The following is a 23,463-nucleotide window of genomic DNA, read 5'->3' as shown; positions in this document are numbered from 1 at the left end:
TAATCGTCAGCAGGCTACAGCTCAGCGCGTGGCGAGAACAATCAAGGCAGGGGCGATGAAAGCGCGGCTGCGACCTTCGTTTGCGGCCGGGCCTGTTCGAAACGTTCGGACGTCACGTTTTGGGACTTGGCTGCGGAGTGGGAAGACCTTGGGGAGGCTGAGAAGGTGCGGGATTACTCTGCTGCTGAGGTGCTACGGCGGCGCCGCCCGCATGAGGAACGCACGTACCGATGTTGCTGAGCAGGCGTTTGGCCTGGAGATCGCGGACCTTCGAGTATTCGCGCCGTCGCTCGATATTGGCCGCGGCCCATCTGTCCCAGGCCTCGAAAGCGTCCGTATAGTGCTTTCGCATCTGCTCCTCGGCGGCGAGGCAATCGGCAAACTTGTCGAAGACCAGGTCGGTGTTAACCGGTGTCATCCCTCCCGCCAGCACAACGAGCATCCATTTCATCTTGCTTCGCCTTTCGCGCCGGGCGAATTCTCCGCTAACCCGCAGAATTCCGCTCGCTGTGGTTAGATGGCCCGACGGCTGCGACCGGCCACAAAACCGTAGATGAAAAGCACGATGATGGCGCCTACCACTGCCCCCACTAGCCCCGCGCCTTGTCCTGGCCGGTACCAGCCGAGAGCCTGACCAAGATAGGTCGCAACGAACGCCCCTACTATTCCCAGGATTGTGGTCAGGATGAAGCCCGACGGCTCGTTATCGCCGGGCATGATGAACTTCGCGATGATGCCTGCGATGAAGCCAATGATGATCGTCCAGATAATGCCCATGTCTCTCTCTATCGCTGTGATTATCCCGCCGATGGAGCCGGAAGACGTCCATCAGGCGTGTATTTGTCCACGGCCGTCGGAAGCTCTCGGGACAATCGGTCGAGGATCTCCTGCTGCGACAGGCCGGTCTGCTGCTCCAGCTTTTGAAGGACGTCCGGACCGATAGCCTGCTGGAGTTCGGGCGGGGTGACTTCCCGGTTTGGCCCCTGATTGATCCAGGATTGAGCCGCCTCGCCCTGTCCGTTCTGCTTGAAGTGCTCGAGCAACTCGCCGATCCCGCCGTTCAGGAGCGAACCCACGCCGCCGCCCCCCACAAGGCCACCAAGGTTGCCGAGCATGCCGCTCAGGGAATCCTTGGCACCCGCCGGCTGACCGGAGGTCGCACTGCGAAACATGTCGGCCAACTTGTCACGATTCTGGTAACCGGCGATTGCGAGCATACCCAAGAGGGCGGTCATCGATGGCATTCCGCGGCTCATATTCGGCTCCTCAGTTCGATCATTAGTAACGTGCAAGAAAAGGGCGGCCCGCCTAGGGCGGGCCGCCGGCTAATTCATCGCACTCCGGTGCCGTAAAGTTGGCGCTCTCTGCGGACCTCGTCCGCGCCATAAGGCTGGGCGGAGGGATCGTAGCTCTTCCACCCGGCCTTCTGCCAGGCTGCGCTCCGTTCGCGGAGATTGACGGCGGACTGGTTCAGGATCGCTTCGTAGCGCGCGCGGTCCGCATCAGGTACACGAGCCGAAACCAGGGTGCCGCCGCGCCTAACACCTTCGGCGTAGAGTGGTGCTTCCTCATCGGATACGCCGGCCTGCGTCAACGCTCCCACGACCCCGCCCGTCGCGCCGCCGGCAACGGCACCGAGCGCGGTCGATGCGAGCCATCCGGCCGCCACGACCGGACCCAAGCCAGGTATCGCCAACAAGCCAAGGCCCGCGAGCAAGCCGGCCGCGCCACCGAGGCCTGCGCCGACGCCCGCTCCCGTGGCCGCACCTTCAGCCCGATCATCAACCCCATCTCGATCTCGATCGACCTTCTTGTCGGTGCTGTACCAGTTGTCGGAATTGTTCGCGACGATGCTCAAATCCGAATGCGGCACGCCCGCAGCCTCCAGGCTCGTCACCGCGCGCTGCGCATCGGAGTAGTTATCGTAGAGACGTGAAATCGTGACGGTCATCTTGAATCCCTCAATTTGTTGGGCGCAGGTTATTTCGCCGCGTTCACGTTGCCTTGGAAATCCAGACTCACATCGGTCGAGGCGCCGCCTTTGCTGGCCTTTCCGCGCCAGACGCCGTTGTCGTCCTTCTTCAGGGATGTAACGTTGGTGTAGCCCGCGTCCTCAATCTTCGATTTGGCCTGACTCTCGGTGAAGCTGTTGGCCCCTGCGACCGGCTTGTTGGAATTGTTCTGACCGGTACTGTTGACCGCGTTATTGTTGGGCCGATCAGTGGCCGGCGGGTTTTGCGCAAACGACGGACCCGCCAGAAGCGAAGCAGCCGTTAGCAGAAGAAGCAGTCTCTTGTTCATGTCATCCTCCAGAAGTGGCACGGCACAAACATGCGCTGGACTGAGAAGTTCCAAGTTTTCCCGGTCCGTGGGTTTGGAATGGAGGATGTAGAAAAGGATCTGCAAGAAAACGGGAGCGGGCTCAGGGCGCGTACTTCAAGGTCATTCGGGCGGAGCGTTCGGAGCTGGCCAACCCGGGCGACGTACGCCAAAGGGCCGCTGTAGTCATGCGGTGCGACGAAGCCTTCGTGCAGGCGGTCGAGCAAACGAAATGGAAAGGCCAACAAGGGTGAAGCCGAGATGCTGCCGGCGCTCATTCGGCTTCAGCCCGCAACAGCTTCTTTGAGGGAACCCCGCGATTCCTTGAAGCGTTGCACTGCCATCAGTTTCGCAGACGGAGGAGCAGATGGCAGGGAAGAAGAAGAAGACCGCACGGGGACGCAAACAGGATCGCGCCCGCGTGGCTGAAGGCCAGGACTACGAATTGCGGTACGAAGCAAAGAAGACTGGCCGCTCGGTCTCGGCGGTGAAGAAGGCCGTGAAGAAGGTCGGCAACAGCCGCAAGCGGGTCGAGAAACGTCTCGGCCGCTGAGGGCAGGTTCGCGCGCGTAGCATGGCCGTTGGCGGCCATCAGATCCTGCAGGAGAAGCGGGTGAAGGCGGTCAGCGTCTGCAGGCGCGGCTCCACGTCGCGCAGGTAGATCTCGGTCCGGAGAAACGCGAGCTCGGTGTCCAGCGCCGACTCGCAGACGTCGACGTACCAGGACTTTGGCCGACCGTCCGTGCCGTCGCTCCAGCGATAGCCGCGCCGCTTCAGCGAATCCTTGAGTTCGAACGGCGACTGTTCGGCCCAGATCCGGATGGTCTTCTGTCGTGCGGTCTCGAGCAGGACGGCGAGCGCGGGCGCGCCGGTCGTTGGTAGGTCGAAGTCCAAGATCTCGAGCAGCGCGTGACAGTCGTCAACCGCGCGGTGCGCCTGGTGAAAATAGCCGGCGCCATTCAGAAGGTAGCCGAGCTTCGCTCCATCGAAGCCGTGCTGCCGCCACTGGACCTCGGTCGCGGAGCATGCCCACGCCTTCCGCTCGAAGACGGGCCAGTAGCGTTCGGAAAACTTCCGATCGAATCCACTGTTATGCGCGATGACCAGGACCACGGAATCATCGACGAAGGCGTTCACGGCGGCCTCGTCGATCCTGTGGCCGGCCACCATTTCGTGGGTGATGCCGGTAAGCGCCGTGATCTCGGCCGGGATCGGCTCGGACGGCTCATTGAAGGCGGAGAACGTGTCCCTGACATCAATGATGCGCCCGTCCGGCGTGTAGCCGAACTTGACCATGCCGAGTTCGATGACTTCATCTTTGCGGTGGTCGAGGCCGGTGGTCTCGGTGTCGAGCAGGATGCCGATCCTCATTTCGTGTCCGGAGACCCCCATCGACCTCGGCCGCGGCACCAGGCGCCGGAGCACCCGGTAGTCGCTCGATCGCCCTAGTACCTCGGCCATCGCGGCCAGATCCGATGCGTCTTGAAACATCTCTTCTCGTGGTGAGCCGATGAGGTAGTCCCGTCAGGCCCCACAATATCGGGACCGCTCGGCGCGAGATATCTGAAAGACAAGCAATTCACGGGGTTTTCGGGAGAGTCGGTGCAGTTGGGTCCCCTTGCGGGACGCTCGCGCAGGGCTTCAAGCGCGAGCGCTCCAGAGGTCCGCGCTATGAACGGGCGGATCGGCGGAGCAGCTCCAAAGGCTAGACAGGCGTCCGCCTATCGTGCCGACCCCGGATTGCTACGGTCCCACTGGTGCGTGATCGTTTACGATCTGCAGCTATATTTGTATCTATGGATCTCGAGTACGACCCCAAGCGCGAGGCCGCCGCGGCGATGAAGTTTGCCGCCGAAGCCGATGGGCTAGAACCGCAGAGATGGATCACCGCCGCCCTGGCGTGGTCGGAGCTCACTCGCCTACGCGGGGCTGCCGAGCACAACGTGCCGGAAGGGTGGCCTACGCGGCAGCTCGTTACCGAGGCAAGGCGCCGCGCCTTCCGGGCCCCCCTCCAAGGCGCTAGCAGCGAGTTCAGAGGGCAACGCGATGCCGCACCACCCGCTCACGGCATCAAATCCTCGCCGGTGAGGCCAGGACCACCGGCTGGGTACGTGAGCTTGGCCCTGGGGAAGCGTCTGTCGGCAGATCTCTCGCGCGCTGCGGCGCCAGGCTTCATCGGGTGCGCGGTGCGGCACCATCAAGAACGACACGGGTGTGGGCGTCAGGCCTCACTGGGTCCAGAGAAAGTCGCTGCAGGCGGCGGCGTGCGAGACGCCGGCAGCGGCCGCTCGGTCGGCCCGGATGCCGAGGGCTGACCGCCCCTGCTGTCATACCGTTTGGCGAGATCTAGGAGACGACGCCGGGTGAACGGATCGGCTTTCTCCGCCATACCTCGGACCCTTTGGGCCAGACCTCGGTAGAACTCCTGCTCCATGACACGCCCCTCAACATCACTGCCCAGAGTTGAGTGCTGTGCGGCGGCGGAGTCAAGAAGGCGCGCAACAGTGCGTGAACCCGACCTAATTTTTATCGGCCAGCTTGAGCTCGCGATCTCGGCTGAACTAGAGTGCCATCGCAGGGGAAAAATAGATGGCCATGCTCCATCCGATCCGGAAGGCGTGCCCGACGTGCGGCAAGCCGATGAAAGCTATGTCCGACGAAGCTTCAGAACGGCCGCCGCGGTACGTCTGCACCAATTGCAACGATGACCCGCTACGCGACCCCGCCGCCCGCAAGTGGGCGGACGGCCCGCTGCGCCCTCCGGAGCCGTAGGCGTTCGAGCCGCGCGTGGTCTTGGTGTCGAACATGGAACGGGCTCGGCCGGATACCGTTGATGTGGTGGGCCCGCGCGAATGCATGGCCTGCGTGGCTCCGCCCCCAAGCCCCCCAGCCCCCAAAAGGCGAGGCCACGCTCATTCCTCCTCGTCCTCCCGCAGAATTTTTCGTCATCACTAACTTGCGTGAATCCCAGTCTGGGCGGGTTCATGCAAGATCCCGCTTTCGCTGGGGAGACCTCCAATGTTCGATTCTGAAACCACCGCGCTTTTGCGCGCGGTCCTCGACGAAGTGTGCGAGAGCGTGTCACGCTATGAGACCTCTGCCCGCACCCACGTCGCCTCCATGATCCTCGAAGCCGCCAGCAAGGGCGAGACATCGGTCGACGGGCTGAAGCAGATCGGCAGGAGTGCACTTCGCGAGGCGCCGATCCTGCGGAACTAACCTGCTCCCTCCGAGCCGAGGTTCGTCATAGGCCGCAAGAAGCGCCCCCGGCGCCACCATACTACGGTGTCAGTCAAAAATCTCCGCTGACTCAGGGCGCTACGACGTCCGCTCTGCCTCTGATATCCGGCGGCATCTCACCAGAGGTCAGACTTAGGTCCCGACCGGCCACCTCGAAGTTCGTCCAAGATGTGAAATTCCTTGGCACCCACAGCCAACTGCGTAGACTGGCCTCGATCATCCAGGAGGGCGACTTGGCGATCGACCGGCAAATCCGACGGTTGACCACGATCCTGGCGGCCGATGCAGTCGGCTACAGTCGGCTTGTGGGCAGTGACGAGGAAGGTACGCTCGATCGCCTCCGGGACCTTCGCAAGGACTTGATCGATCCCGCCATCACTGCCCATCGAGGTCGCATCGTCAAAACTACTGGAGACGGTTTGCTGGCCGAGTTCGCGTCGGTTGTGGATGCGGTTCGTACGGCGATCGATGTGCAGCGGGCCTTGGCCGGGAGCAACGCCGACCTAGCGCCGGATAAGCGCATTGAATTCCGCATCGGCATCAATGTTGGTGACGTGGTCGTGGAGGAAGACGGCGATCTCATGGGAGATGCGGTCAATGTGGCGGCGCGATTGGAGGGGATTGCCGAGCCTGGCGGTATTTGCCTGTCCAGTGCCGCCTATGACCAGGTACGTGGCAAGATCGATATCGCGGCGCAAGATCGCGGCCGCCACAAATTGAAGAATATCGCCGGGCCAGTCCAAGTCTATACGCTATCGCCTACCCGCTCGTTAGCAACGGCGCCGGACAACGCCATCGCACCGCGGCTCTCTATCGTCGTCCTGCCCTTCGTCAACCTCAATGGCGACAGCGCGCAGGACTACTTCGTCGATGGTGTAACGGAAAGTCTGACAACCGACCTATCCCGCATTCCTGGAGCTTTCGTAATAGCTCGCAACACGGCCTTCACCTTCAAAAGCAAGCCAGTGGACGTCCGGGTGATCGGCCGCGAACTTGGGGTTCGATACGTGATGGAAGGGAGCGTGCAGGGCGGCGCCGACCGCGTTCGCGTCAACGCACAGCTCATCGACACAGAAACCGGCGCACACCTTTGGGCCGAACGTTTCGACAAGCCGCGCGCCGACATTTTCGACATGCAAGATGAGATCACCACGCGGCTCGCTCGGACTGTTGGCATCGAGCTCGTTGCTGCCGAAGGCCGCCGGGCCGAGCGCGAACGGCCAAACAACATGGATGCCGTAGATCTAGCCATGCGCGGTTGGGCGATCCTCAACCAACCCTTGTCGCTGCGCCGCGACCGTGCGGCGTGTGACCTGTTTGACGAAGCGCTCAAGTTGGACGCCCAAAACGTAGAGGCGTTGATCGGTGTTGCGTTCTATCATGGCAACGAACTTCGCACCTTCGCCTCGATCAATCGGGACGAGCAACTACGAATCGCGCTTACCGCGATCACTCAGGCACTGACGCTGGCCCCTAGCAACGCTCTTGCCCATTTTGTCCACGCCAACGTCCTGCATGTCTCGGGCGCGACGGAACGAGCGCTCAGCGAGCTTGAGTTCGCGATCGGGCTTGATCACAATCTTGCCTGGGCGCACGCCGACGCAGGCTTCATGAAGGTGCTACTCGGGCGCGCGGAAGAGGCAGAAGCTAGTCTCACAAACGCAATCCGACTCAGCCCGCGCGATCCCGGACTGGATCGCTGGCACGCCCTGCTTGGGATTGCCGATCTGTTCCTCGGCCGGCTCGACTCTGCCCTGGACCGGCTACGTAAATCAGTCGGGTTGAATCCTAATGTAGGCATGCCTCATTTCTTTCTGGCGGCGGCCTCAGCACTCAGCGGCCGCTCGACGGAGGCGCGAGAAGCGCGGAATGCCGGCCTCCGGCTCGACCCGAACTTCACTGTCGCTAGATTTCGCAATGAACGCCGCAGTGAAAACCCGATTTTCCTGGCGCAGCGCGAGCGCATCTACGAGGGCCTACGTTTGTCAGGTGTGCCGGAGGAGTAGGCTGGCTGCGAGACTGTCACTTCTACTAATGAGATGGTCCGGCCGTGCTCCTGTCCCGCCAGCGATAAGCTGGCCAGGGGCGACAAGGACATGGAGGTCGCCATGTGCCAGACACCCAATACCGCGATCGCCGTGATCGGAATCGATATCGCCAAGAATTGGTTCCACGTCGTAGGCCACAATGCACGCGGCGCCATCGTGCTGCGGGCAAAAGTGGTCGCGTTGGCCAAGTGGAAGTGCGGCCCGCCAACACACCTTTGCCTCATCGGCATGGAAGCCTGCGTCGGTGCACATCACCTGAGCCGCAAACTCGCATCGCTTGGTCATGATGCCAGGTTGATGCCGGCCAAATATGTTCGTCCCTAGCGCGGCGAACCATACCGACGTGTCAACGAAGGCGCTCATGGGCGTCACTCCTGAACCGGATGCTCCCAAATTTTGCCGTCGGATCGTTCTGCTCAACCCACTTTTCCGCACACGCTTGCGAGGCAAAGAGCCTGCCCCAATCGACGTCGCCAATGTCTGTGGACTCCGGATCGTGCGAGTGGAGCCAAACCGATCCTCGCGCCCGACCGCCTTCCACTTCGTACTCCCAGGCTACGCCTTCGGGGTCGTTTTCCTTGAGCCACCTTTCGGCGACGTCGGCCGATGCAAACACCTTCACCAAGCCGGAATCCTCAATCGTGCGCGGTGCGCGGTCGTGGTAATCGAGGTAGAGCCATACGGTTCTGCCCTCGCGGCGAGCTTCATCATGGCTGCGAACCACCTCGTTCACCCTTTGCCGGTCGGAGCGATCGGCCTCAGGCAGCGACATCACCGCGGCGTACAGTTCGGCAGGAATGTTGCGCCTGTCACGGCGAGGTTTGTGGCGCCATTCCACCCATTGATCGAATGCATCTGACATATGGCTTACCTTCTCGACTTGGCGCGGAATGGACTGTCCATGGTGAAGGCGTCCGGCGCGATCCCGCCCTCGATCCGCTTCCAGGTCACGGGCGCTGCGATCGGAAATCCCTCCCGGGCTCGCGGGGAATAGGTGCCGATGGCCGTGGTACCGCGGCCATTTCGCAGATAATCGAGGAAGATGCGATCGCGACGCTTTGCCTGCGCAGACAAGAGGTAGCGGTGTGGATGGCGCGCTGCGAAAGCGGCCACCAGCTGATGCGCCACCCGATGCGCCTTATCGTGCAGCACCGGCTGATCCAGCGGCGCCATCAGATGGATTCCTTTGCCGCCGGTGAGCTTGGGCCAGGTCTCGAAGCCCTCGCGTTTCATCAGTGTGCGCAGAGCGAGCGCAGTCTCCACGACGGCATCCCAGTCGACGCCCTCCCCGGGATCGAGATCGATGACGATGCGGTCGGCATGCTCGAAGTCCTCGACAGTCGCATTCCACGGGTGCAGCTCGACCGCCCCGATCTCGACAAGGCCCAGAAAGCCTTCCAGGCTGTCAACCCACAGGCGCGTGCCTTCGCCGCCCTCGCGTTTCTGAATCCGGAGCTGGTGCACGGCGGCCGGAATGTCCTTCGGCAGCGGCCCCTTGTGGTAGAAGGTGGTGCCGTGCACGCGACGCACCAGCTTGAGCGGGCGATGGCCGAGGTGCGGGAGGGCTTTCTTCCACACCCTGCGCCAGTAGTCGGCGAGTTCTTCTTTTGACGGCACAACGGCGTCGGGCAGAAGCTGCAGGATGTTCTCTCGGGGGACACCCAGCTTCGGCCGGCCGGCTGCGGACGGCACCAGCCGCGGCGCCTTGACCTTGCGTAGCGCAAGATCGTCTCGAAAACCCTTGAACACGGCTTCGCGAAGCAGACCATCATCGGTCAGCGCGCCATACTGGACCTCGATTTCTAGGGTAGGCTCGACCCACGTCGCCTTGGGCTTTTTGACGGCGACATCGAGCGGCGAAGTCTTCCGAATCAACGGATCCAGCCGCTCGCGCAATTCGCATGCCGTCGTCTCGGTGTAGCCCGTACGCACCTTGCCGGCGTAGAGCAGCTTGCCATGGTCGTGGCGCCCGACATAGAGGGACGCCACCTTGCGGGGGCGCGCATCCAGCTTCTCGACGAACGCGACAATCGGAAAGGTCTCGCTCTTCTTGCACTTGAGCTTGACCCAGCTGTCCTGCCGCCCCGAGCGATAGGGCTCGCCGAGTCGCTTGGCGACGAGACCTTCAAGCCCCATCTTACAAGCGTTTTCGAAAATCTGCTTGCCGTTCGCCCGAATCCCTTCGACATAGATGAAGGTTTCAGGCGCGCCCTTCAGGAGCCGCTGCAGCAAACGCTTGCGCTCCTCGTACACGACGCCCCGCAGGTCGTAGCCGTCGAGGTACAGGAGATCGAAGGCGTGGTAACGCACGCGCTCGCTTTGCCTCGGGCCGAGCTCCCGCCTGAGCTGCTGGAAATCCGGCAGGCCGCCACTGCCGTACACCACGGCCTCGCCGTCCATGATCGCGCTGTTTGCCTTGAGCAGGTGGGCGCTCGCTGCGATCGAGGAGAACTGCTCCGTCCAGTCAAGGCCCGTGCGCGAGTAAACTTTGATGTCGCCCTCTTCCAAGTGCAGTTGTGCGCGGTAACCGTCGGCCTTGATCTCGTAGACCCAGTCTTCGCCGCGCGGCGGCTTTTCACGCAACGTGGGATCACACGGCTCGATGTAACCTGGAATAGCAGCTCTGATGGCGCCATGGACACGCGATACTCCCAAACGAGACTGACGCAACGCCACGGCACACATGCCGATTCAACGCCGTCGCCCTGATTCGTTCCGTGTCTCGCCTAGGCTCGTCCGGAACGCGGTTTGTCTCCGAGCGTTGGCGGGCCGTGGGCGCGGGAAGGAGCGAGTGCGATGATAGAATCGGAGACTCTGCTGGAGAAATGTCCCCAATGCGGCGCATGGCCTATGGCGGCGAACATCCAAAAGTCCGCTTCCGCGCAACGCGAAATCCAGTTCAGGTGTCCGAGGTGCCAGGCGGAGGAAATCGGCCGGCTCCGTCGTCCAACGTCCCCGTTGCGCGCTGCCTGACACCGCGCGCCCAAAGCATCGGAGGCGCTATCACCGTCGCCTTTCGAGGTGCCGGGTTCTCGCCCGGCGGGCTGACTAGGCTGACCAGGCTCGATCCCAAGGTCCCCACGAGGAAGGCGAGTAGCTCGCGCGCTGCCAATCCATAGCAACAGGCGTCTGGAACGTAATTGACGTTCCGGCTTTTTGCTCCGTGGTAGTCGGAGGGAAGTGCGATGAAATCGACGAGCGCTCTCGCATTGGCACTTGTCGTCTCGACAGCGACGGCGTCGGCGCAGCCGGTGCGATGGACCAAGTACACCATTCCCCAGACCGGCACCTCGATGGATTTCCCATCTTCGGTCTTCACGGAAGAAGCTGGCCGACCCGACGGCTACGGGCAACGGTTCCGAACCGCCGACGGGCGGGCCGACATCACGATCCAGGCTGCGCCCAACGTCGAGAACGATTCACCCGCGGCCTTTCTCGCCAAAAAACATCCGCCTTCACGCATTCAGTACAAGCGAGTGACACCACGGTTCTTTGCGGTCTCCAGCTACAGGGGCGACAAGGTCTGGTACAACCGCTGCAACTTCTCGGGGCGGCTGATCCATTGCCTCCTGATCAACTATCCCGCAGAAGAGGAGCGCGCCTGGGACAACACCGTCACTCGTATGAGCCTATCGCTCAGCGGGAGGTAATTGCCGGGGCTCGCGCAGAACATCTCCGCGCGTCCCTTTCACAAGGTGCTCAGGTCTTCCGGCACGTCGCCGAACTTGCGGATCACGGTTGCGTCTCCGAATTCGCCTGTAGCCGGATCCCCGCTGCGGCTGAAGGCCACTGCGCCAACAATGCCAGGCTTTCGCGAAGGCGCCTCGGCCTTCATCACGGCGGCTTGGGATTGAAGCATTCGACGGCTTCGCCGGCAGCGATACCGTCATCCGAAGGAAGGAACGGCAGAGCCACATAGTAGGTCACCGCAGGCATGTCAGTCGTACCAATCCTTCCGGTCGCGCGGTACGTCGAACCGGCCGCGCGAATAGCCGGCAGAAATCGAAGCCCGCAGCTCTTCCACCTGCGTCTCCAGGAAGCCATTCGCGATGATGAGCGCCTTGAGAGCTTCCCGAGCGTCGCCCCCACAGGCCGCAATCGCCTGGTCGGCGGCGTCCTCCAAGTCGAAGCTGGCCGGTTCGGATGCCATGGGTTGGGTCATCGGTGCATGTTCTCATTTTGTTCGTAAGAGTCAAGCGCGCCCGCCACGTCTGCCAGGCGCTTGACCGGGCGTGCCCTCAATTTGGCGGTGGACGCCAGCGAGCAGTGTCGGAACTGTGTCGCGCCGTTCGTCTTGATCCAAGTACCCTTACCTGGAGCGTTGCGTAACCATGGCCCCGCGAGCAAACTGGAAAGGCTTCCTGCGTCTGTCCCTCGTCACCTGCCCGGTCGCGCTCTATCCGGCGACGTCGGAGAGCGAGAAGATCTCGTTCAACCAGCTCAACCGGCAGACCGGCCACCGCATCAAGTACCTCAAGGTCGACGCCGACACGGGCGACGAGGTGCCAAACGAGGACATCGTCAAGGGCTACCAGCTCGAGAAGGATCAGTTCATCGAGGTCACGAAGGAGGAGCTCGAGGAGATTGCGCTTGAGTCCACGCGCACCATCGAGATCGACGAGTTCGTCGACAAGTCCGACATCGACCCGCGATACCTCATCCGGCCCTACTACATCCGTCCGGACGGCAAGGTCGGCCATGACGCCTTCGCCGTGATCCGCGAGACTATCCGGGAGATGGACAAGGTCGCGATCGGGCGGGTGGTGCTGACCAACCGCGAGCACATCATCGCGCTCGAACCGATGGACAAGGGTCTCGTCGGCACGCTGCTGCGCTATCCCTACGAAGTGCGCTCCGAGCAGGAGTATTTCGACGAGATCCAGGACGTGAAGGTGACCAAGGACATGCTCGATCTCGCGAGGCACATCGTGAACCAGAAGGCGGGCAACTTCGAGCCGGAGAAGTTCGAGGACCACTACGAGACCGCGCTGATCGAGCTCATCAACCAGAAGCGCGCCGGCAAGCCGATCACGCCCAAGGAAAAGCCCGCCGCGACCAACGTGGTCAACCTGATGGAGGCGCTGCGGCGGAGCGTAGGTCAGGAGGCCGCGCCGGCGAAGGCCGCCAAGAAGCCACGGAAGGCTGCTGCAGGCCAGAAGGAGATGCTGATGCCGATCGCCGGCAAGAAGCCCGCGAAGGAGGCGGGGGCGAAGAAGCCGGCGGCCAGGTCGCAGCGGAAGTCCGCCTGACAAATAGGAGAGCCGCATGGATATGAAAGAAGCCTCGGCAATGACGGAAGCGTCCGGCCTGACGAACGAACAGGACGGCGTCGATCATGTGTCCGCGGCGAGATTGCGCGCCGAGGCGGAAACGAGCCGGCGCCCGCTGCGGCCGACGTCGCGGGATGCCGCGATGCGCTGGGTCGACAAACTTCGCGAGGTGACCTTGAAGGCGCCGCTGCAGTCGCTGTGCGTAGCGTTCCTGCTCGGTGTATGGGTCGCGCGCCGGCGCTAGACCTTTCGCCGGCAGTGCCCGCCTGGTCGCGGGCTTGACCTTGTGGTCGCAGTGCATCTCGGCACGTCTGAGGGCGGTTCCTGAGTTCCGAGGGCACTCGCTGGTCGGAGACCTCACCGTCAGAGTCCGAACGGATAGGTATCCGGGACGCCGGCGCGGCGATGTTCCGGTCCCAAGGGCCTGACTGCCTTCGTCTCATCAAACCACAAGAATGCATCAAACTGCTGAGGCAGCGACGCTTCGGCGTAATGGCTTTGCAGTTCGGTGTTCGGCCGGTAGATGACGCCGATGAACCGTTCGAGGCGCGGCCCGAGCAAGCGACGCCGAAGGCTCTCGTCCCGGCGGAATTCGAGCAGGCCGCGCGGCACACCAGCGTCGTGGAACTGCCGCTCGTAGCTGTCCGGTCGAGAGGGCCGCACCTGCATCACTTCCATCTCGCCGTCCCAGTCCGACGCGGCGGCCACGGTGCCGGTATGGGTGCCGAAGCCGACCAGGGACGCCGCCTCGGCGAACTTCTCTCGACAAAGCTGACCGATGTTGAGCTCCTTGCGGACCGCCCCAATCTCGGTGAAGCGTGCGTCGCCGATATGAGAATTATGCGCCCAGACCACCGCCTTGGATCGCGGCCCCTGGGCGTCCAAGATATGGCCCAAGGTTTCGAACATGTGCGTGTCGCGCAGGTTCCAGGATTCGGCCCCGCCATAGTACATGATCCGGTAGTAGCGCTCGGCGGAGGCGATCAACCGCGCGTTCTGCGCAGCGTCCAGGAAGCTGTCCGGGTCGTTCGCGGCGTAGTCGAGTTGCTTTCCCAGGATGTCCTGGCACTGGCGAACCACCTCCGCCTCGCATTTCCGATAGGCTTCGGTCAGGACGGCACGGCCGTAGGTCGAAGGTTCGCGCTGCCAAGGGGTTAGGCATCCGTAGCGCTCGCGCGCCACGGCCGCGGCTTGTGGATCTACACCATCTAGGTAGGCGAGAACGGCCGCGATCGAGCTCCGCATGTTGTAGATGTCGAGCCCGAAGAATCCGGCCCGCTCGCCTGCCGGCTTGCTTTCGTTGTGCTCGCGCATCCAGTCGACGAAAGCGGCGACGTCGGTGTTTCGCCACATCCAGGTCGGGAAGCGTTCGAACGGCTTCTCGCCCGAACCGCGTGACGACCGGTGGCGAACGTAGCGGTCGACCGCCGCGGCGTCCGGCCAATCGGCTTCCACCGCGACGGTCGTGAACCCGTGCTTCTCGATCAGGCGCCGCGTGATCGCAGCGCGCGCCCCGTAGAACTCCGACGTGCCGTGGCTGGCTTCGCCCAGCAGCACGACCCGGGACTGCGCAAAGCGATCGAAGAAGGCGCCGAAGGCGGGATCGTCGAAAGCCGGCAGCGGTTCGAGGGCGGCGCCGATCATGTCGGTGAGCGAGCGGAAGCGCGTACGCCCAGGGACGTGATTGCTGGCGGAGCGCGTGCCGTCCTCGGCCCATCCGTGCTCTCCGATCAGGGGCACGAAGCGAACGGCCCCGAAGGCTTCTTCGTCGTATTGGGTGTCGCTCCGGCGCGTGATCCGCAGCAGCGATTGTTCGTGCTCCAAATCGCCGATTGGGATGACGAGACGCCCCCCAATGGCCAATTGGCCCTTGAGCGCGTCCGGTACTTCCGGACCGCCGGCCGCGACGAGAATCGAATCGAACGGCGCCTCTTCCGGCAATCCGCCGGTGCCGTCGCCTGTATGGACGACGCAATTGTCATAGCCGAGCGCCGCAAGCCGCTCGGCGGCGGTCGTGGCTAGGGCGCGATGGCGCTCGACGGTGTGAACCGTTCTGGCGAGCCGCGATGCGACCGCCGCCGCATAGCCCGAACCGGTTCCGACCTCGAGCACCTTGTCCGCGGGCTTCAGCTCGGCCGCCTCCGTCATCAGCGCGACGATGTAAGGCTGCGAGATGGTCTGCGCGTTCGCGATCGGCAGCGCGCCGTCCTCGTAGGCGAATTCCTCGAAACCGGTTTCCACGAACCGCTCTCGAGGGACCTGTGCCATCGCATCCAGAACGCGCCGATCGCGGATGCCGCGGCGTGCAAGTTGAACCTGGACCATGCGGTCGCGAAGCTGTGCGAATTCGACCATGGCCGCGCCGTTCGTCAGAGTTCTGGTGCGACAAGCCAATCGGGACGAGCCGGACAGGTTCCTCCTACGACAAAGTATTGGGTTGGGTGGCGCGTCGGCGCTAGGGTCCCCCTCGACACGGGCCGTCGGCCGCTTCGGAACGAACGCAACTCAGCCGGGTTGGTCGCCGATAATCGGAGTGCTCCGATGCATCTGGCCCGCCAGTCACATGGACGGAGATCGATCTCCGCGGGAACCTTCCTGCTCGCTGTGTTGGTCGTCATGGCCGCGGTGCATTTCGCTACGCGTTCGGGGACGTGACGTGTTCGGGCGGAGTTCGCCCTGCGCCGCTGGCATTCCGTTATGATCGTGCAGACCATCGAGATCGCTGCCGGAATGGTCCTGGTCGTCTTCGCACTACGCGATGTATTCGACACGGTGGTGGTTCCGGGCGAGAGTAGGGGCGCGCTGCGCGTGGCCCGGCGGCTCCTGACCGTCGCGCTCCCGATTTGGAAGTGGGCCCGCCGCGGCAAGAGTGGGGTGTCGACCAGCTTCGCGCCGTCCATCCTCATGGGCTCCTTCCTGATCTGGATGGCGCTTCTCTTGCTCGGGTATGGGCTCATCGCGCATGCGTTAGGGGACTGGTTCTCTCCAGCGGCCGATTTCCAGGAGGCGCTCTTCATCGTCGGAAGCGCGTTGTGCACGGTGGGGCTGAGCGGCATCGAGGCCCACGGTCCGGCCCGCTGGGCCCTGGTCTTAGCCGGCCTTTCGGGCCTTTCGGTCCTAACGATGGCCGTCACATACCTGCTCCAGGTGCAAGAAGGCATTTCCCGCCGCGATGCTGGAATTCTCAAACTTACGACGGCTGCGGGTCAGCCGCCCTCGGCTCTCGGACTGCTGGAGCGTTATGCCGACCTCGACTCTCCGGAGGAGATCAGGCGCGTGCTTTACAGGGGACGGGATTGGTGCGCCACCGTCCTGCAGAGCCATGCTTCCCATCCATCGCTGATCTACTTCCGATCGGTCGGCGTGGGCTCGGGCTGGCCTGCAACGCTCGGAGCCATGATGGACCTCGCACTGATGTTCGAACTGCTGATCGAGGACCCCGCGAGTCGAGCGCCTGCGATCCTGCTCCGAAGCGAAGGATTGCGCCTGATCGACGATCTGAATGGACTGATCGGCCTTGAGGCCAAATCTGACGATACCACTGCTGCGGCAGTTCCGCGGGTGTGCGCCCGCTTGACGGCGGCTGGCTACAAGGTGCGTTCGTCGGTGGACGCAGCGAAGTTCGCTGAGCAGCGGCGAAAGCACGCTGGGCGGGTGCGTGCCGCTGCTGAGCATCTTGGCACCACGGCAGCGCCCCTGATCCCTTGATCATCGACAGCGGCATCGGACCGTGGGTTGTTGGTGCGCTTCAGTCGGGCGGGCATTCAGGGCAGGTATCGCCGATCGAATCCAGCACTCCGCGGACCTCGGCGACAGCCTGGTCCGGAGACAAGCCGTCCGGAGGCTCCTGCCTCGCGATGTCCAACGCGCGCTCCCGGGCGTGAGGGTCGGCCCGCTCCTTTGCCCAGCCATGCTCCTCGCATTCGTGGACGGCGCCCGCCTCCTGCAGCACACCGAGCGCCCATCCGCGCAGCGTTCTGATCGGCGGCCGTTTTTCCTTGGTCATCAGCATCGAGCTTGCTCCTGCCGGGACGAATCCCCTCGCCCGTCTTCTCGTTCCGGGCGGTTAGCATGCAGCAGGGATTCGCAATCGGCAGGGCTGAGTTTGTCCCCGTGTTCCGCGCGCTGTGCACAACGACACCTTCCGGTGCCGGGATGAGGCGCCAGTGCCCTGCAGGCTGTTCGGCATTGCCATCCCGACCGCGGCGCTCTGGAATTGGATCACATGGCGGAGAACCGTTGTTAGAACCGACTGAATTCTCAGATGCGACCGATAGCTCAGCCCTTCCAGGCATCTGCTCGGTTATGAATTGCTACGCTGCCTCGCGGTACCCCTCCTCGCTCCGCTTCTTGTTGATGAGATTCAACAACTGCGCCGAGGCCCGCGCATCGCATAAGGCTCGATGATGATTATCGAGCGAGATGCCATATATCTCGCAAAGCTTCCCAAGTCCGTAGGACTTGTGTCCCGGATACCGCCGCCGCATTCCGGCGCACGTACAGAGCTTCGGGAATTTGAAGCGCCGCGCGATCCTATCGAATTCGTAGACCATGAAACCGTAGTCGAAGCTGACATTATGGGCGACGAAAATGCCGTCCCCCATGAACTCCATGAAACGGTCCGCTACCTCCGCGAACAAAGGTGCATCCCGAACCATTTCGTTTGTGATGCCGGTCAGCTGAACGATCTTTGCGGGAATGGAACGCTGAGGATTGATGAGAGAATGCCACTCGTCGACGACACAGTGATTGCGAACCTTCACCGCGCCGATCTCGGTGATGCGATCGCCATTCGACCAGGAGCCGGTCGTCTCGATATCGACCACCACGTAATCCTGCTCGGGGTCGAAACGATAGTCCACCCGACCGATCTCAGCGATGATGCCGGCGGCGCCGAGCTGGCGGAGGCGGGTCAGCTGGTTGCGGCGGATCACGTCCCCCTCCGCCTTCACCTCCATGAAGGACGCTTTGCCGTCCTGCACCAGCATCAGGTCGGGGAAACCGTCCCGCATGCCGCGGAAATCGTCGCACATGCTGCGGACGATGCTGGCTATGGCGGGGGCATCGAGTCCTTCGAGGAGCGCGCGGAGCGCCTCCACTTGCACATGATCCCAGTTGAAGATCCCATTCGGGCGGCCCCATTTTGCTGCGACGGTGCGTAGGATCAACGGAAGAGAAGCTCCGGACGCGACGGCGGCCAGCTTCTCATCGATCTGCACCGCGAAGAGCCGACGGAAGCTTCGGTCCTTCAGGCAATGCGGTAGCCAGTCGAACCCGCTGGGCATTCGGGTGCTCTCGAAGAGTTCGTCCCAGAAGAGAAGGCCGAACAGGGTGTGCCACAGCACATTCTCGGTGAAGAAAACCTTGGTGCCCTCACGCCGCAGAACGCCGGCGACGCCTGCTTCTGGATTGCCGCGATGGGTATCGTCGACGGTGATCGTTCGCCCGGACCGCAGCAGTTCGGTGCAGACGCCTGTGCGCCTCCCTCCGAACTTGCGAGCGTAATAGTCAGTTGCGAAAACGTGCTCCCCGTCGCTGGCGGGATCATCGATCATCCGCTGCAGCAGGTCTTCGGCTCCGGTGCGATCCCCGGTATTGTAAAGCAGGCGGACCAGACGCTCGTTGCACTCCGGCGAGCACCCCGCGCGGTAGAGCTGCCGCGCAAGATCGCTCTCACCCGCTTTCTCGAAGAAAAGTCCGGTCTGATGAGCCGCTCGGCTGCGGAGGTTGTTGGCGTACTGTGTCCCGCAGGCAGGCCCGGACAGCACGTCGATGGCGGCCCGCCTGTGGACAGGCTCCGATCCGTCCTCAAGGCTGTCGAGAATCTGGTTGTAGTGGAACGAGGCAAGCGCCTCCTCGGCATCGGTGAAACGTGCGCTGAACGCGGTCTCGCGGTTGGTGTGGAGGATGCCCAGGTCCCGCAGCGCGAAGTTCTTGAGGTTCACCTCGGTCTTGCCGAAGTAGAGATAGAGCAGGAATTCGATTGGCCGCGTGCCGTCGAGAGCGATGAATTTCCGGGCGCCGCAGTGCTGCGCGGCCGTCGAGAATGGGATCTGTTCGATATAATAGTCGATGAACTTGGCTTTGGCCCAGGACTTGCGGACGTCTTTGCGCCCAGCCGCCTGTGCTCCGGTGAAGAGGACATCTTTGGGAAGACACGCGACGAACCCGGGATAGTCGACTTCGCCGAGCACCCGGGCATGACCGGCCATCATCAGATCCGACGTGGCCTGCTCGATATCGTCGATCTCGGGGTAGTCGAACAGGGACCGATTGAATATCGCACCACGCCGGTTGATCATGCGGATCAACAGGCATCGGGCATCTCTCGAAAGGCCCTCGAAGCGCGCTATGAAAGCGTGATGATCAGGGCCAAGAACGGGTTCGTACGTCCTCTGCACGAACCCGAGCATTTCGGCGAAATGGTTGAGATAATAGTAAACAGGCAGTTGCGGCAGTTTGGCCAAGCGGACCTTCGCGGCTGGAATCGTTTGTTCTATTTTTGTTCGAATGCTGTGAGTGAAGTCAAGTGCCTCGGGCTCCAGCTGCCTACTCGCCGATCGCTCGGTGTCCGCGAAGTCAGGAAGGCGAAGCCGGGGTATCTTCCTTCAGACCCCGTGCCACGATCCGGAGCGCTCCGTCCGGAAGAGGCCGCTGCAGCTTCAGCGCCTCGTCCGGAGGCGCGGTCATCCAGGTCTCGACCTCTTCCGGCGTCGTGAGGATCACCGGCATGGCCTTCGGGTGGATCGCGCCGACCTCCGCGTTAGGCTCCGTCGTCAGGAAAGCGTAGAGGTCGTTCGTAGTCTCTCCCTCCTTGACCTTCCGGACCGACGTCCAGTTGGTCCAGATGCCAGCAAAGCAGAGTAGCGGTCGGCTTTCGTCGAGCGCGAACCAGACGTCGCCGCCCTCGGCCTTGTTGAACTCGCTGAACGAGTTGAACGGCACCGCGCAGCGATTTTCGACGCCGAGCCAGCGCGTCCAGTGTTTGCTCTTCACGTTGCGGATGTTGGTCGTTCCAGAATCCGGCTCCATCCGGAGCAATTCCTTGAAGTCGACGGTCTTGCCCTTCGCTTGCAGTTTCTCGGCGCGCTTCTTGGTGGCGTCCATCAGAGCTTTCGATGACGACGGCATGCCCCAGCGCGCGGTAGCCAGCTCGCGGCCATCGGGGCCCGTCCGGACGATCGGCGCCTTGTAGTCCGGAAAGACGCCGGGCATCGGCGCCAGGTTGCCGACGTACCGGTTGACGACGCGGAACAGCGCGCTGATGGCGGCCTGGTTGGTGGTGATCGAATAGAGATTATGCCGACGTCGGCATAATCTGTACTATGCCGACCTCGGGATTATGCCGACCATTGCCTCTGAACGGGCTCTGGCGGCGGCGATCGCTGCGTTGGAGTCGGCATAATCTCAGCGCCTCCAGAAATGCGAGAAGCTTGTCATTCGGTCGAAAACGACCGGGGGTGGCTACCGCTGGAGCTGTCGCGGCCAGTGCGCGTTCCTTGATTCCCATATCAGCGTGTAGGTAGATGTGGGTGGTTTCGACCTGCTCGTGGCCGAGCCAAAGTGCTATCACCGAGGTCTCAATTCCTGCCCGCAGCAGTCGCATCGCGGCGCTATGACGCAACACATGCATGCTGATGGATTTCTGTCCCAACGACGGACAGGCGGGGGTTGCGATCTGAACGTATTTGGCGAGCCGATGTTCGAGGGCGTCACGGCTGAGTGACGTTCCCGATCGGGTGACGAAAAGTGGCTCCGCCGGAAGACCCGCGCGCTCGGCGAGCCAAACACGCAGGAGGGCGACCATACCCGCGGTAATCGGTGTGATCCGCAACTTCCGTCCTTTCCCCATGCAACTGATATGGGCGCCAGTGCCGAGATGAACATCGCTGATGCGAAGGCCGATCAATTCTGACGCGCGCAGGCCCGTTTGGGCCGCGAGCGTAAGCAGGGTATGGTCGCGCCGCCCGGTCCAGGTCGAGCGGTCGGGTGCGCGGAACAGCGCATCGAGTTCAGGTTCGATCAGGAAAGTGACGAGCCTTCGGTCGAAACGCTTGCGTGGAATGGCAAGCACCCGCTCGATTACGGCGGCATGCTCGGGATGTCGAAGCGCTGCGTACCGGAACAGCGAACGGACGGCGGCAAGTCGAGCATTGCGGGTGCGCGCACTATTCTCGCGCTGCTTCTCAAGATGGTCGAGGAAGGCGCCGATGAGCGGCGCATCAAGATCGTGGATGTCCAGCTTCGATGGTTCGACGTCCTTCCTCGCGGACGCGAAAATCAGCAGCAGCCGCAGCGTGTCCCGGTAGGCTGCAAGTGTATGGAGACTAGCCTGGCGCTGGCGGATGAGGCGTTCCGTGAAGAACGCTTGCAGGGTTGGGGCAAGTGCGGTCATGCGGCACCTCCGAGGTGCCGCTCCAAACGATCACCAACCAGCGTCAGCAACTCCGGCGCATCTGAAAGATACCAATATGTGCTGACAGGATCGACGTGGCCGAGGTAGGTCGACAGCAACGCGATCCGGTTCCCCGGCTCCCTGCCATCTCGATATCCGTCAAGGATGGTATTGACGGCAAATCCATGCCGCAGATCATGCAGCCTCGGACGGCATGAGGCAGAGCGCGGCTTCAGGCCGGCGACATCCACAATTTGACGAAAGACGGGCTGGATACCCATGTAGTGGAATCTGGTGCCAACCGTAGTGACCAGCAGTGCCGGCGTATTCGACGAGTTTGTCGGACGGTCGTCTCGACGCAGATAATCAACCAGTGCAGCCACCGTGCTCGGATGCAGCGGTAATTGGCGAGACTTGCCGAACTTTGCGTTCCGGATAGTGAGTAGTCCAATGACGGAGTCAAAATCGTCGCGGTCGAGGCCGATCGCTTCCCCAACCCGCATTCCGGTCACTGCAAGCAAGGCGATCAATGTCCGAAATGTCGCCACTCGGTGCGGTGTCCGCAGCGTCCCGGCCGCGGCGATGAGGGCCGCGATATCCGACTCCGAATATAGGTAGGGCGTTGCTCGGCCCTTTTGCTGCACCAGCAAGTGGGTCGGGGGCACCTCGGTCGCGGGGTCGATCCCGCGCAGGTGTTTAGCGAAGCGGCGAACAACGGAAAGCCGGGCAAATGCCCAGGTTCGACCGCGCTTAGGAAGCGTCGCCCAAGCGAGCGCCGCCTCGGTTGTCAGATGATCTTCGCCGCGATCCTCGACGAAGGTGAGAAACTGACCGAGGAGCTTCTCGGCTCGATAGAGCTTAAAGCCGAGGGCGCGGCGAACCACAAAGTAGTCTGCGAGAGCCTTGCGGAGAGCGTTCATGCGACGACACCCGGCCAGGGGCGAGCGATCGACCGCAGAGCATCGCGATCGACCTTGGCATAGATCGATGTCGTAATGGCGTTGCGGTGGCGCAGGAGTTGTCCGATCTCGGGCAGCGATGCACCGCCGCGTAGCATCAGAGTCGCTGCGGTGTGACGCAGCCGGTGAGCATGGATCGGTTCAAAGCCGCACCGTTCGCCAGCGTGGCGAACAATCTGCGTTACCGCGCCAGTGGTGAGAGCGTGATGCGGAGCTGTGATCCGTGCAAACACCATTCGGCCTTGCGTGCTTGCGGGACGGCTGTGATGCAAGTAAGCCGCGATTGCTTCGCCGACGTCTGCAGGCAATGGCAGTCGTTCGGTGCGATTGCCTTTGCTGTGGGCAATCACGATCTCGCCGCCTCGCCAATCGATATGCTCAAGCTGCAGTTTGGCGACTTCGCCTGCCCGCAAGCCCAGGCGAACAAGCATGGTCAGGACCGCGAAGTCACGACAGCCACTTCGGGTGCTGGTGTCGCAGGACGCCAGAAGGCGCTGCACTTGGTCAGCGGCCAATCCCTTCGGCAATCCGGTTAATCGCCGACCGGGAACGGTCGGTACCGCAGACACGAGTGACCGATCGATAACGCCGTCGACGTAAAGAAAACCGAGTAGTGATCGAAGGGCCGACACTGTCAACCCGGCCGTCCCAGGGCTGAGGCGAGGGCAGTTTGTCACCACAAAGGAAATGACGTCAGCCGCCGTCAGGCTTCGAAGGTCCAGAGTAAGGCCGTCCGGCGAGACCTTGGTTTGAAGGAAGGGACGCATCAGTTCAATATACCGGGACGCTGACGCATTCCTGATGCCACGTTCAAGTATCAAGTAACCTCGGTATCGCGCCAGGGCCGCTTCAAGCACTCCGCTGACCGGAGGTGACGAGGCCGGCGGTGCGATCCCAAGACCGCGCAGGTAACCGAGGATCGGCTGCATCGCTCTGATAGAGCGAAGAAAGCTGTAACCCGCTTCATCACGGCTGAGCTGAAACCGCTCTACTTCCTTTGTGCGCAGTTCCCCTACAACGAGCCCCTCGCTCGCAAGCCAATTGCTCAGGTGGTTTAGCAGCAATAAGTGCAGGCGGGTCTGGTGTGGGTTATAGCCTTGTCGTGTCATGTGGTCGGCAAACCCAGTCGCGAATGCCGAAAGCGGACCCGAAACCCCAACTCGTGACAGATCAATCAACATGAAAGCCTCCCTTCAATTGGCAAGGGGGAGACTGTACGCTGTGAGACCAAT

Annotated in this window: 25 protein-coding genes and 2 pseudogenes; 8 read left to right on the top strand and 19 right to left on the bottom strand. The window is 62.5% G+C overall.

Going from position 1 to position 23,463, the window contains the following annotated elements; all coding sequences use genetic code 11:
* Window positions 1-112: 112 nt before the first annotated feature.
* The 5 genes from AB3L03_RS28840 to AB3L03_RS28820 form a co-directional block, all read right to left on the bottom strand.
* Entirely contained in the window at window positions 113-451 is a 339-nt protein-coding gene (locus tag AB3L03_RS28840; RefSeq protein WP_085352469.1) for a hypothetical protein, read from the bottom strand.
* A 62-nt stretch (window positions 452-513) separates the two neighbouring features.
* A complete protein-coding gene (locus AB3L03_RS28835) occupies window positions 514-777 on the bottom strand; it encodes a GlsB/YeaQ/YmgE family stress response membrane protein (RefSeq protein ID WP_007604874.1) in 264 nt (87 codons plus the stop codon).
* Window positions 778-797: 20 nt separating this feature from the next.
* Window positions 798-1,256, bottom strand: a complete 459-nt coding sequence (locus AB3L03_RS28830) for a YidB family protein (protein WP_085352471.1) — start codon at window positions 1,254-1,256, stop codon at window positions 798-800.
* Window positions 1,257-1,330: 74 nt separating this feature from the next.
* Window positions 1,331-1,951, bottom strand: a complete 621-nt coding sequence (locus tag AB3L03_RS28825) for a general stress protein (protein ID WP_007604870.1) — start codon at window positions 1,949-1,951, stop codon at window positions 1,331-1,333.
* A gap of 29 nt (window positions 1,952-1,980) precedes the next feature.
* The gene (locus AB3L03_RS28820) at window positions 1,981-2,301 is read right to left on the bottom strand and encodes a hypothetical protein (RefSeq protein ID WP_368509087.1); all 321 of its coding nucleotides are present in this window, start codon (window positions 2,299-2,301) and stop codon (window positions 1,981-1,983) included.
* A 385-nt stretch (window positions 2,302-2,686) separates the two neighbouring features.
* On the opposite strand from AB3L03_RS28820, the gene AB3L03_RS28815 reads away from it, so the two are divergent.
* Window positions 2,687-2,872, top strand: a complete 186-nt coding sequence (locus AB3L03_RS28815; protein ID WP_368507406.1) for a DUF3606 domain-containing protein — start codon at window positions 2,687-2,689, stop codon at window positions 2,870-2,872.
* Window positions 2,873-2,910: 38 nt separating this feature from the next.
* Here AB3L03_RS28815 and AB3L03_RS28810 read toward each other — a convergent pair whose 3' ends face one another.
* The 3 genes from AB3L03_RS28810 to AB3L03_RS28800 all read right to left on the bottom strand — a co-directional run bounded on the left by AB3L03_RS28810 (window position 2,911) and on the right by AB3L03_RS28800 (window position 5,126).
* Window positions 2,911-3,810, bottom strand: coding sequence for a 3'-5' exonuclease (locus AB3L03_RS28810; protein ID WP_368507405.1), 900 nt, complete (start codon window positions 3,808-3,810; stop codon window positions 2,911-2,913).
* A gap of 730 nt (window positions 3,811-4,540) precedes the next feature.
* A complete protein-coding gene (locus AB3L03_RS28805) occupies window positions 4,541-4,753 on the bottom strand; it encodes a hypothetical protein (RefSeq protein WP_106948287.1) in 213 nt (70 codons plus the stop codon).
* A 127-nt stretch (window positions 4,754-4,880) separates the two neighbouring features.
* Window positions 4,881-5,126 carry a hypothetical protein gene (locus AB3L03_RS28800; RefSeq protein ID WP_007604863.1) on the bottom strand — a complete coding sequence of 82 codons (246 nt, stop codon included), beginning with the start codon at window positions 5,124-5,126 and terminating at the stop codon, window positions 4,881-4,883.
* Between the two features lie 211 nt (window positions 5,127-5,337).
* Between AB3L03_RS28800 and AB3L03_RS28795 the strand changes: the two genes are divergently transcribed.
* The 3 genes and pseudogenes from AB3L03_RS28795 to AB3L03_RS28785 form a co-directional block, all read left to right on the top strand.
* Complete coding sequence (locus AB3L03_RS28795) at window positions 5,338-5,538, top strand: hypothetical protein (RefSeq protein ID WP_007604862.1); 201 nt, start codon at window positions 5,338-5,340, stop codon at window positions 5,536-5,538.
* A gap of 254 nt (window positions 5,539-5,792) precedes the next feature.
* Window positions 5,793-7,565 carry an adenylate/guanylate cyclase domain-containing protein gene (locus AB3L03_RS28790; RefSeq protein WP_368507404.1) on the top strand — a complete coding sequence of 591 codons (1,773 nt, stop codon included), beginning with the start codon at window positions 5,793-5,795 and terminating at the stop codon, window positions 7,563-7,565.
* Between the two features lie 102 nt (window positions 7,566-7,667).
* Window positions 7,668-7,928, top strand: a pseudogene (locus AB3L03_RS28785) (IS110 family transposase); the annotation flags it as partial.
* A 25-nt stretch (window positions 7,929-7,953) separates the two neighbouring features.
* Here AB3L03_RS28785 and AB3L03_RS28780 read toward each other — a convergent pair.
* On the bottom strand, window positions 7,954-8,469 hold the full coding sequence (locus tag AB3L03_RS28780; RefSeq protein WP_368507403.1) for a hypothetical protein: 516 nt from the start codon (window positions 8,467-8,469) through the stop codon (window positions 7,954-7,956).
* Window positions 8,470-8,474: 5 nt separating this feature from the next.
* A complete protein-coding gene (gene ligD, locus AB3L03_RS28775) occupies window positions 8,475-10,292 on the bottom strand; it encodes a DNA ligase D (RefSeq protein WP_368507402.1) in 1,818 nt (605 codons plus the stop codon).
* A 500-nt stretch (window positions 10,293-10,792) separates the two neighbouring features.
* On the opposite strand from ligD, the gene AB3L03_RS28770 reads away from it, so the two are divergent.
* The gene (locus AB3L03_RS28770) at window positions 10,793-11,257 is read left to right on the top strand and encodes a hypothetical protein (protein ID WP_247392923.1); all 465 of its coding nucleotides are present in this window, start codon (window positions 10,793-10,795) and stop codon (window positions 11,255-11,257) included.
* Window positions 11,258-11,295: 38 nt separating this feature from the next.
* On the opposite strand, the pseudogene AB3L03_RS28765 reads toward AB3L03_RS28770, so the two are convergent.
* A pseudogene (locus tag AB3L03_RS28765) lies at window positions 11,296-11,543 on the bottom strand (hypothetical protein).
* Between the two features lies 1 nt (window position 11,544).
* Complete coding sequence (locus tag AB3L03_RS28760; protein WP_368507401.1) at window positions 11,545-11,757, bottom strand: hypothetical protein; 213 nt, start codon at window positions 11,755-11,757, stop codon at window positions 11,545-11,547.
* 181 nt (window positions 11,758-11,938) lie between these two features.
* On the opposite strand from AB3L03_RS28760, the gene AB3L03_RS28755 reads away from it, so the two are divergent.
* Window positions 11,939-12,856, top strand: a complete 918-nt coding sequence (locus AB3L03_RS28755; protein WP_368507400.1) for a Ku protein — start codon at window positions 11,939-11,941, stop codon at window positions 12,854-12,856.
* Between the two features lie 16 nt (window positions 12,857-12,872).
* A complete protein-coding gene (locus AB3L03_RS28750; protein WP_247392925.1) occupies window positions 12,873-13,121 on the top strand; it encodes a hypothetical protein in 249 nt (82 codons plus the stop codon).
* A gap of 119 nt (window positions 13,122-13,240) precedes the next feature.
* On the opposite strand, the gene AB3L03_RS28745 is transcribed toward AB3L03_RS28750, so the two are convergent.
* Window positions 13,241-15,232, bottom strand: coding sequence for a protein-L-isoaspartate(D-aspartate) O-methyltransferase (locus tag AB3L03_RS28745; protein ID WP_368507399.1), 1,992 nt, complete (start codon window positions 15,230-15,232; stop codon window positions 13,241-13,243).
* A gap of 342 nt (window positions 15,233-15,574) precedes the next feature.
* On the opposite strand from AB3L03_RS28745, the gene AB3L03_RS28740 reads away from it, so the two are divergent.
* Window positions 15,575-16,585: a hypothetical protein gene (locus tag AB3L03_RS28740; RefSeq protein WP_368507398.1), complete on the top strand. Its 1,011-nt coding sequence runs from the start codon at window positions 15,575-15,577 to the stop codon at window positions 16,583-16,585.
* 40 nt (window positions 16,586-16,625) lie between these two features.
* Here AB3L03_RS28740 and AB3L03_RS28735 read toward each other — a convergent pair whose 3' ends face one another.
* The 6 genes from AB3L03_RS28735 to AB3L03_RS28710 all read right to left on the bottom strand — a co-directional run bounded on the left by AB3L03_RS28735 (window position 16,626) and on the right by AB3L03_RS28710 (window position 23,412).
* On the bottom strand, window positions 16,626-16,889 hold the full coding sequence (locus AB3L03_RS28735) for a hypothetical protein (RefSeq protein ID WP_368507397.1): 264 nt from the start codon (window positions 16,887-16,889) through the stop codon (window positions 16,626-16,628).
* Window positions 16,890-17,190: 301 nt separating this feature from the next.
* Complete coding sequence (locus tag AB3L03_RS28730; protein WP_368507396.1) at window positions 17,191-19,344, bottom strand: exonuclease domain-containing protein; 2,154 nt, start codon at window positions 19,342-19,344, stop codon at window positions 17,191-17,193.
* A 112-nt stretch (window positions 19,345-19,456) separates the two neighbouring features.
* Window positions 19,457-20,164, bottom strand: a complete 708-nt coding sequence (locus AB3L03_RS28725) for an SOS response-associated peptidase (RefSeq protein ID WP_368509086.1) — start codon at window positions 20,162-20,164, stop codon at window positions 19,457-19,459.
* Window positions 20,165-20,174: 10 nt separating this feature from the next.
* Complete coding sequence (locus tag AB3L03_RS28720) at window positions 20,175-21,272, bottom strand: tyrosine-type recombinase/integrase (protein WP_368507395.1); 1,098 nt, start codon at window positions 21,270-21,272, stop codon at window positions 20,175-20,177.
* On the bottom strand, window positions 21,269-22,192 hold the full coding sequence (locus tag AB3L03_RS28715) for a tyrosine-type recombinase/integrase (protein ID WP_368507394.1): 924 nt from the start codon (window positions 22,190-22,192) through the stop codon (window positions 21,269-21,271). The genes AB3L03_RS28720 and AB3L03_RS28715 overlap by 4 nt, the downstream gene beginning before the upstream one ends.
* Window positions 22,189-23,412 (bottom strand): site-specific integrase, encoded by a 1,224-nt coding sequence (locus AB3L03_RS28710; protein WP_368507393.1) that lies wholly within the window; start codon window positions 23,410-23,412, stop codon window positions 22,189-22,191. Before AB3L03_RS28710 ends, AB3L03_RS28715 begins: the two co-directional genes overlap by 4 nt.
* Between the last annotated feature and the right edge of the window lie 51 nt (window positions 23,413-23,463).

Origin of the sequence: Bradyrhizobium lupini (assembly GCF_040939785.1) — a bacterium.
Lineage (GTDB): Bacteria > Pseudomonadota > Alphaproteobacteria > Rhizobiales > Xanthobacteraceae > Bradyrhizobium > Bradyrhizobium canariense_D.
This window is presented reverse-complemented; position numbering and strand designations above follow the sequence as displayed.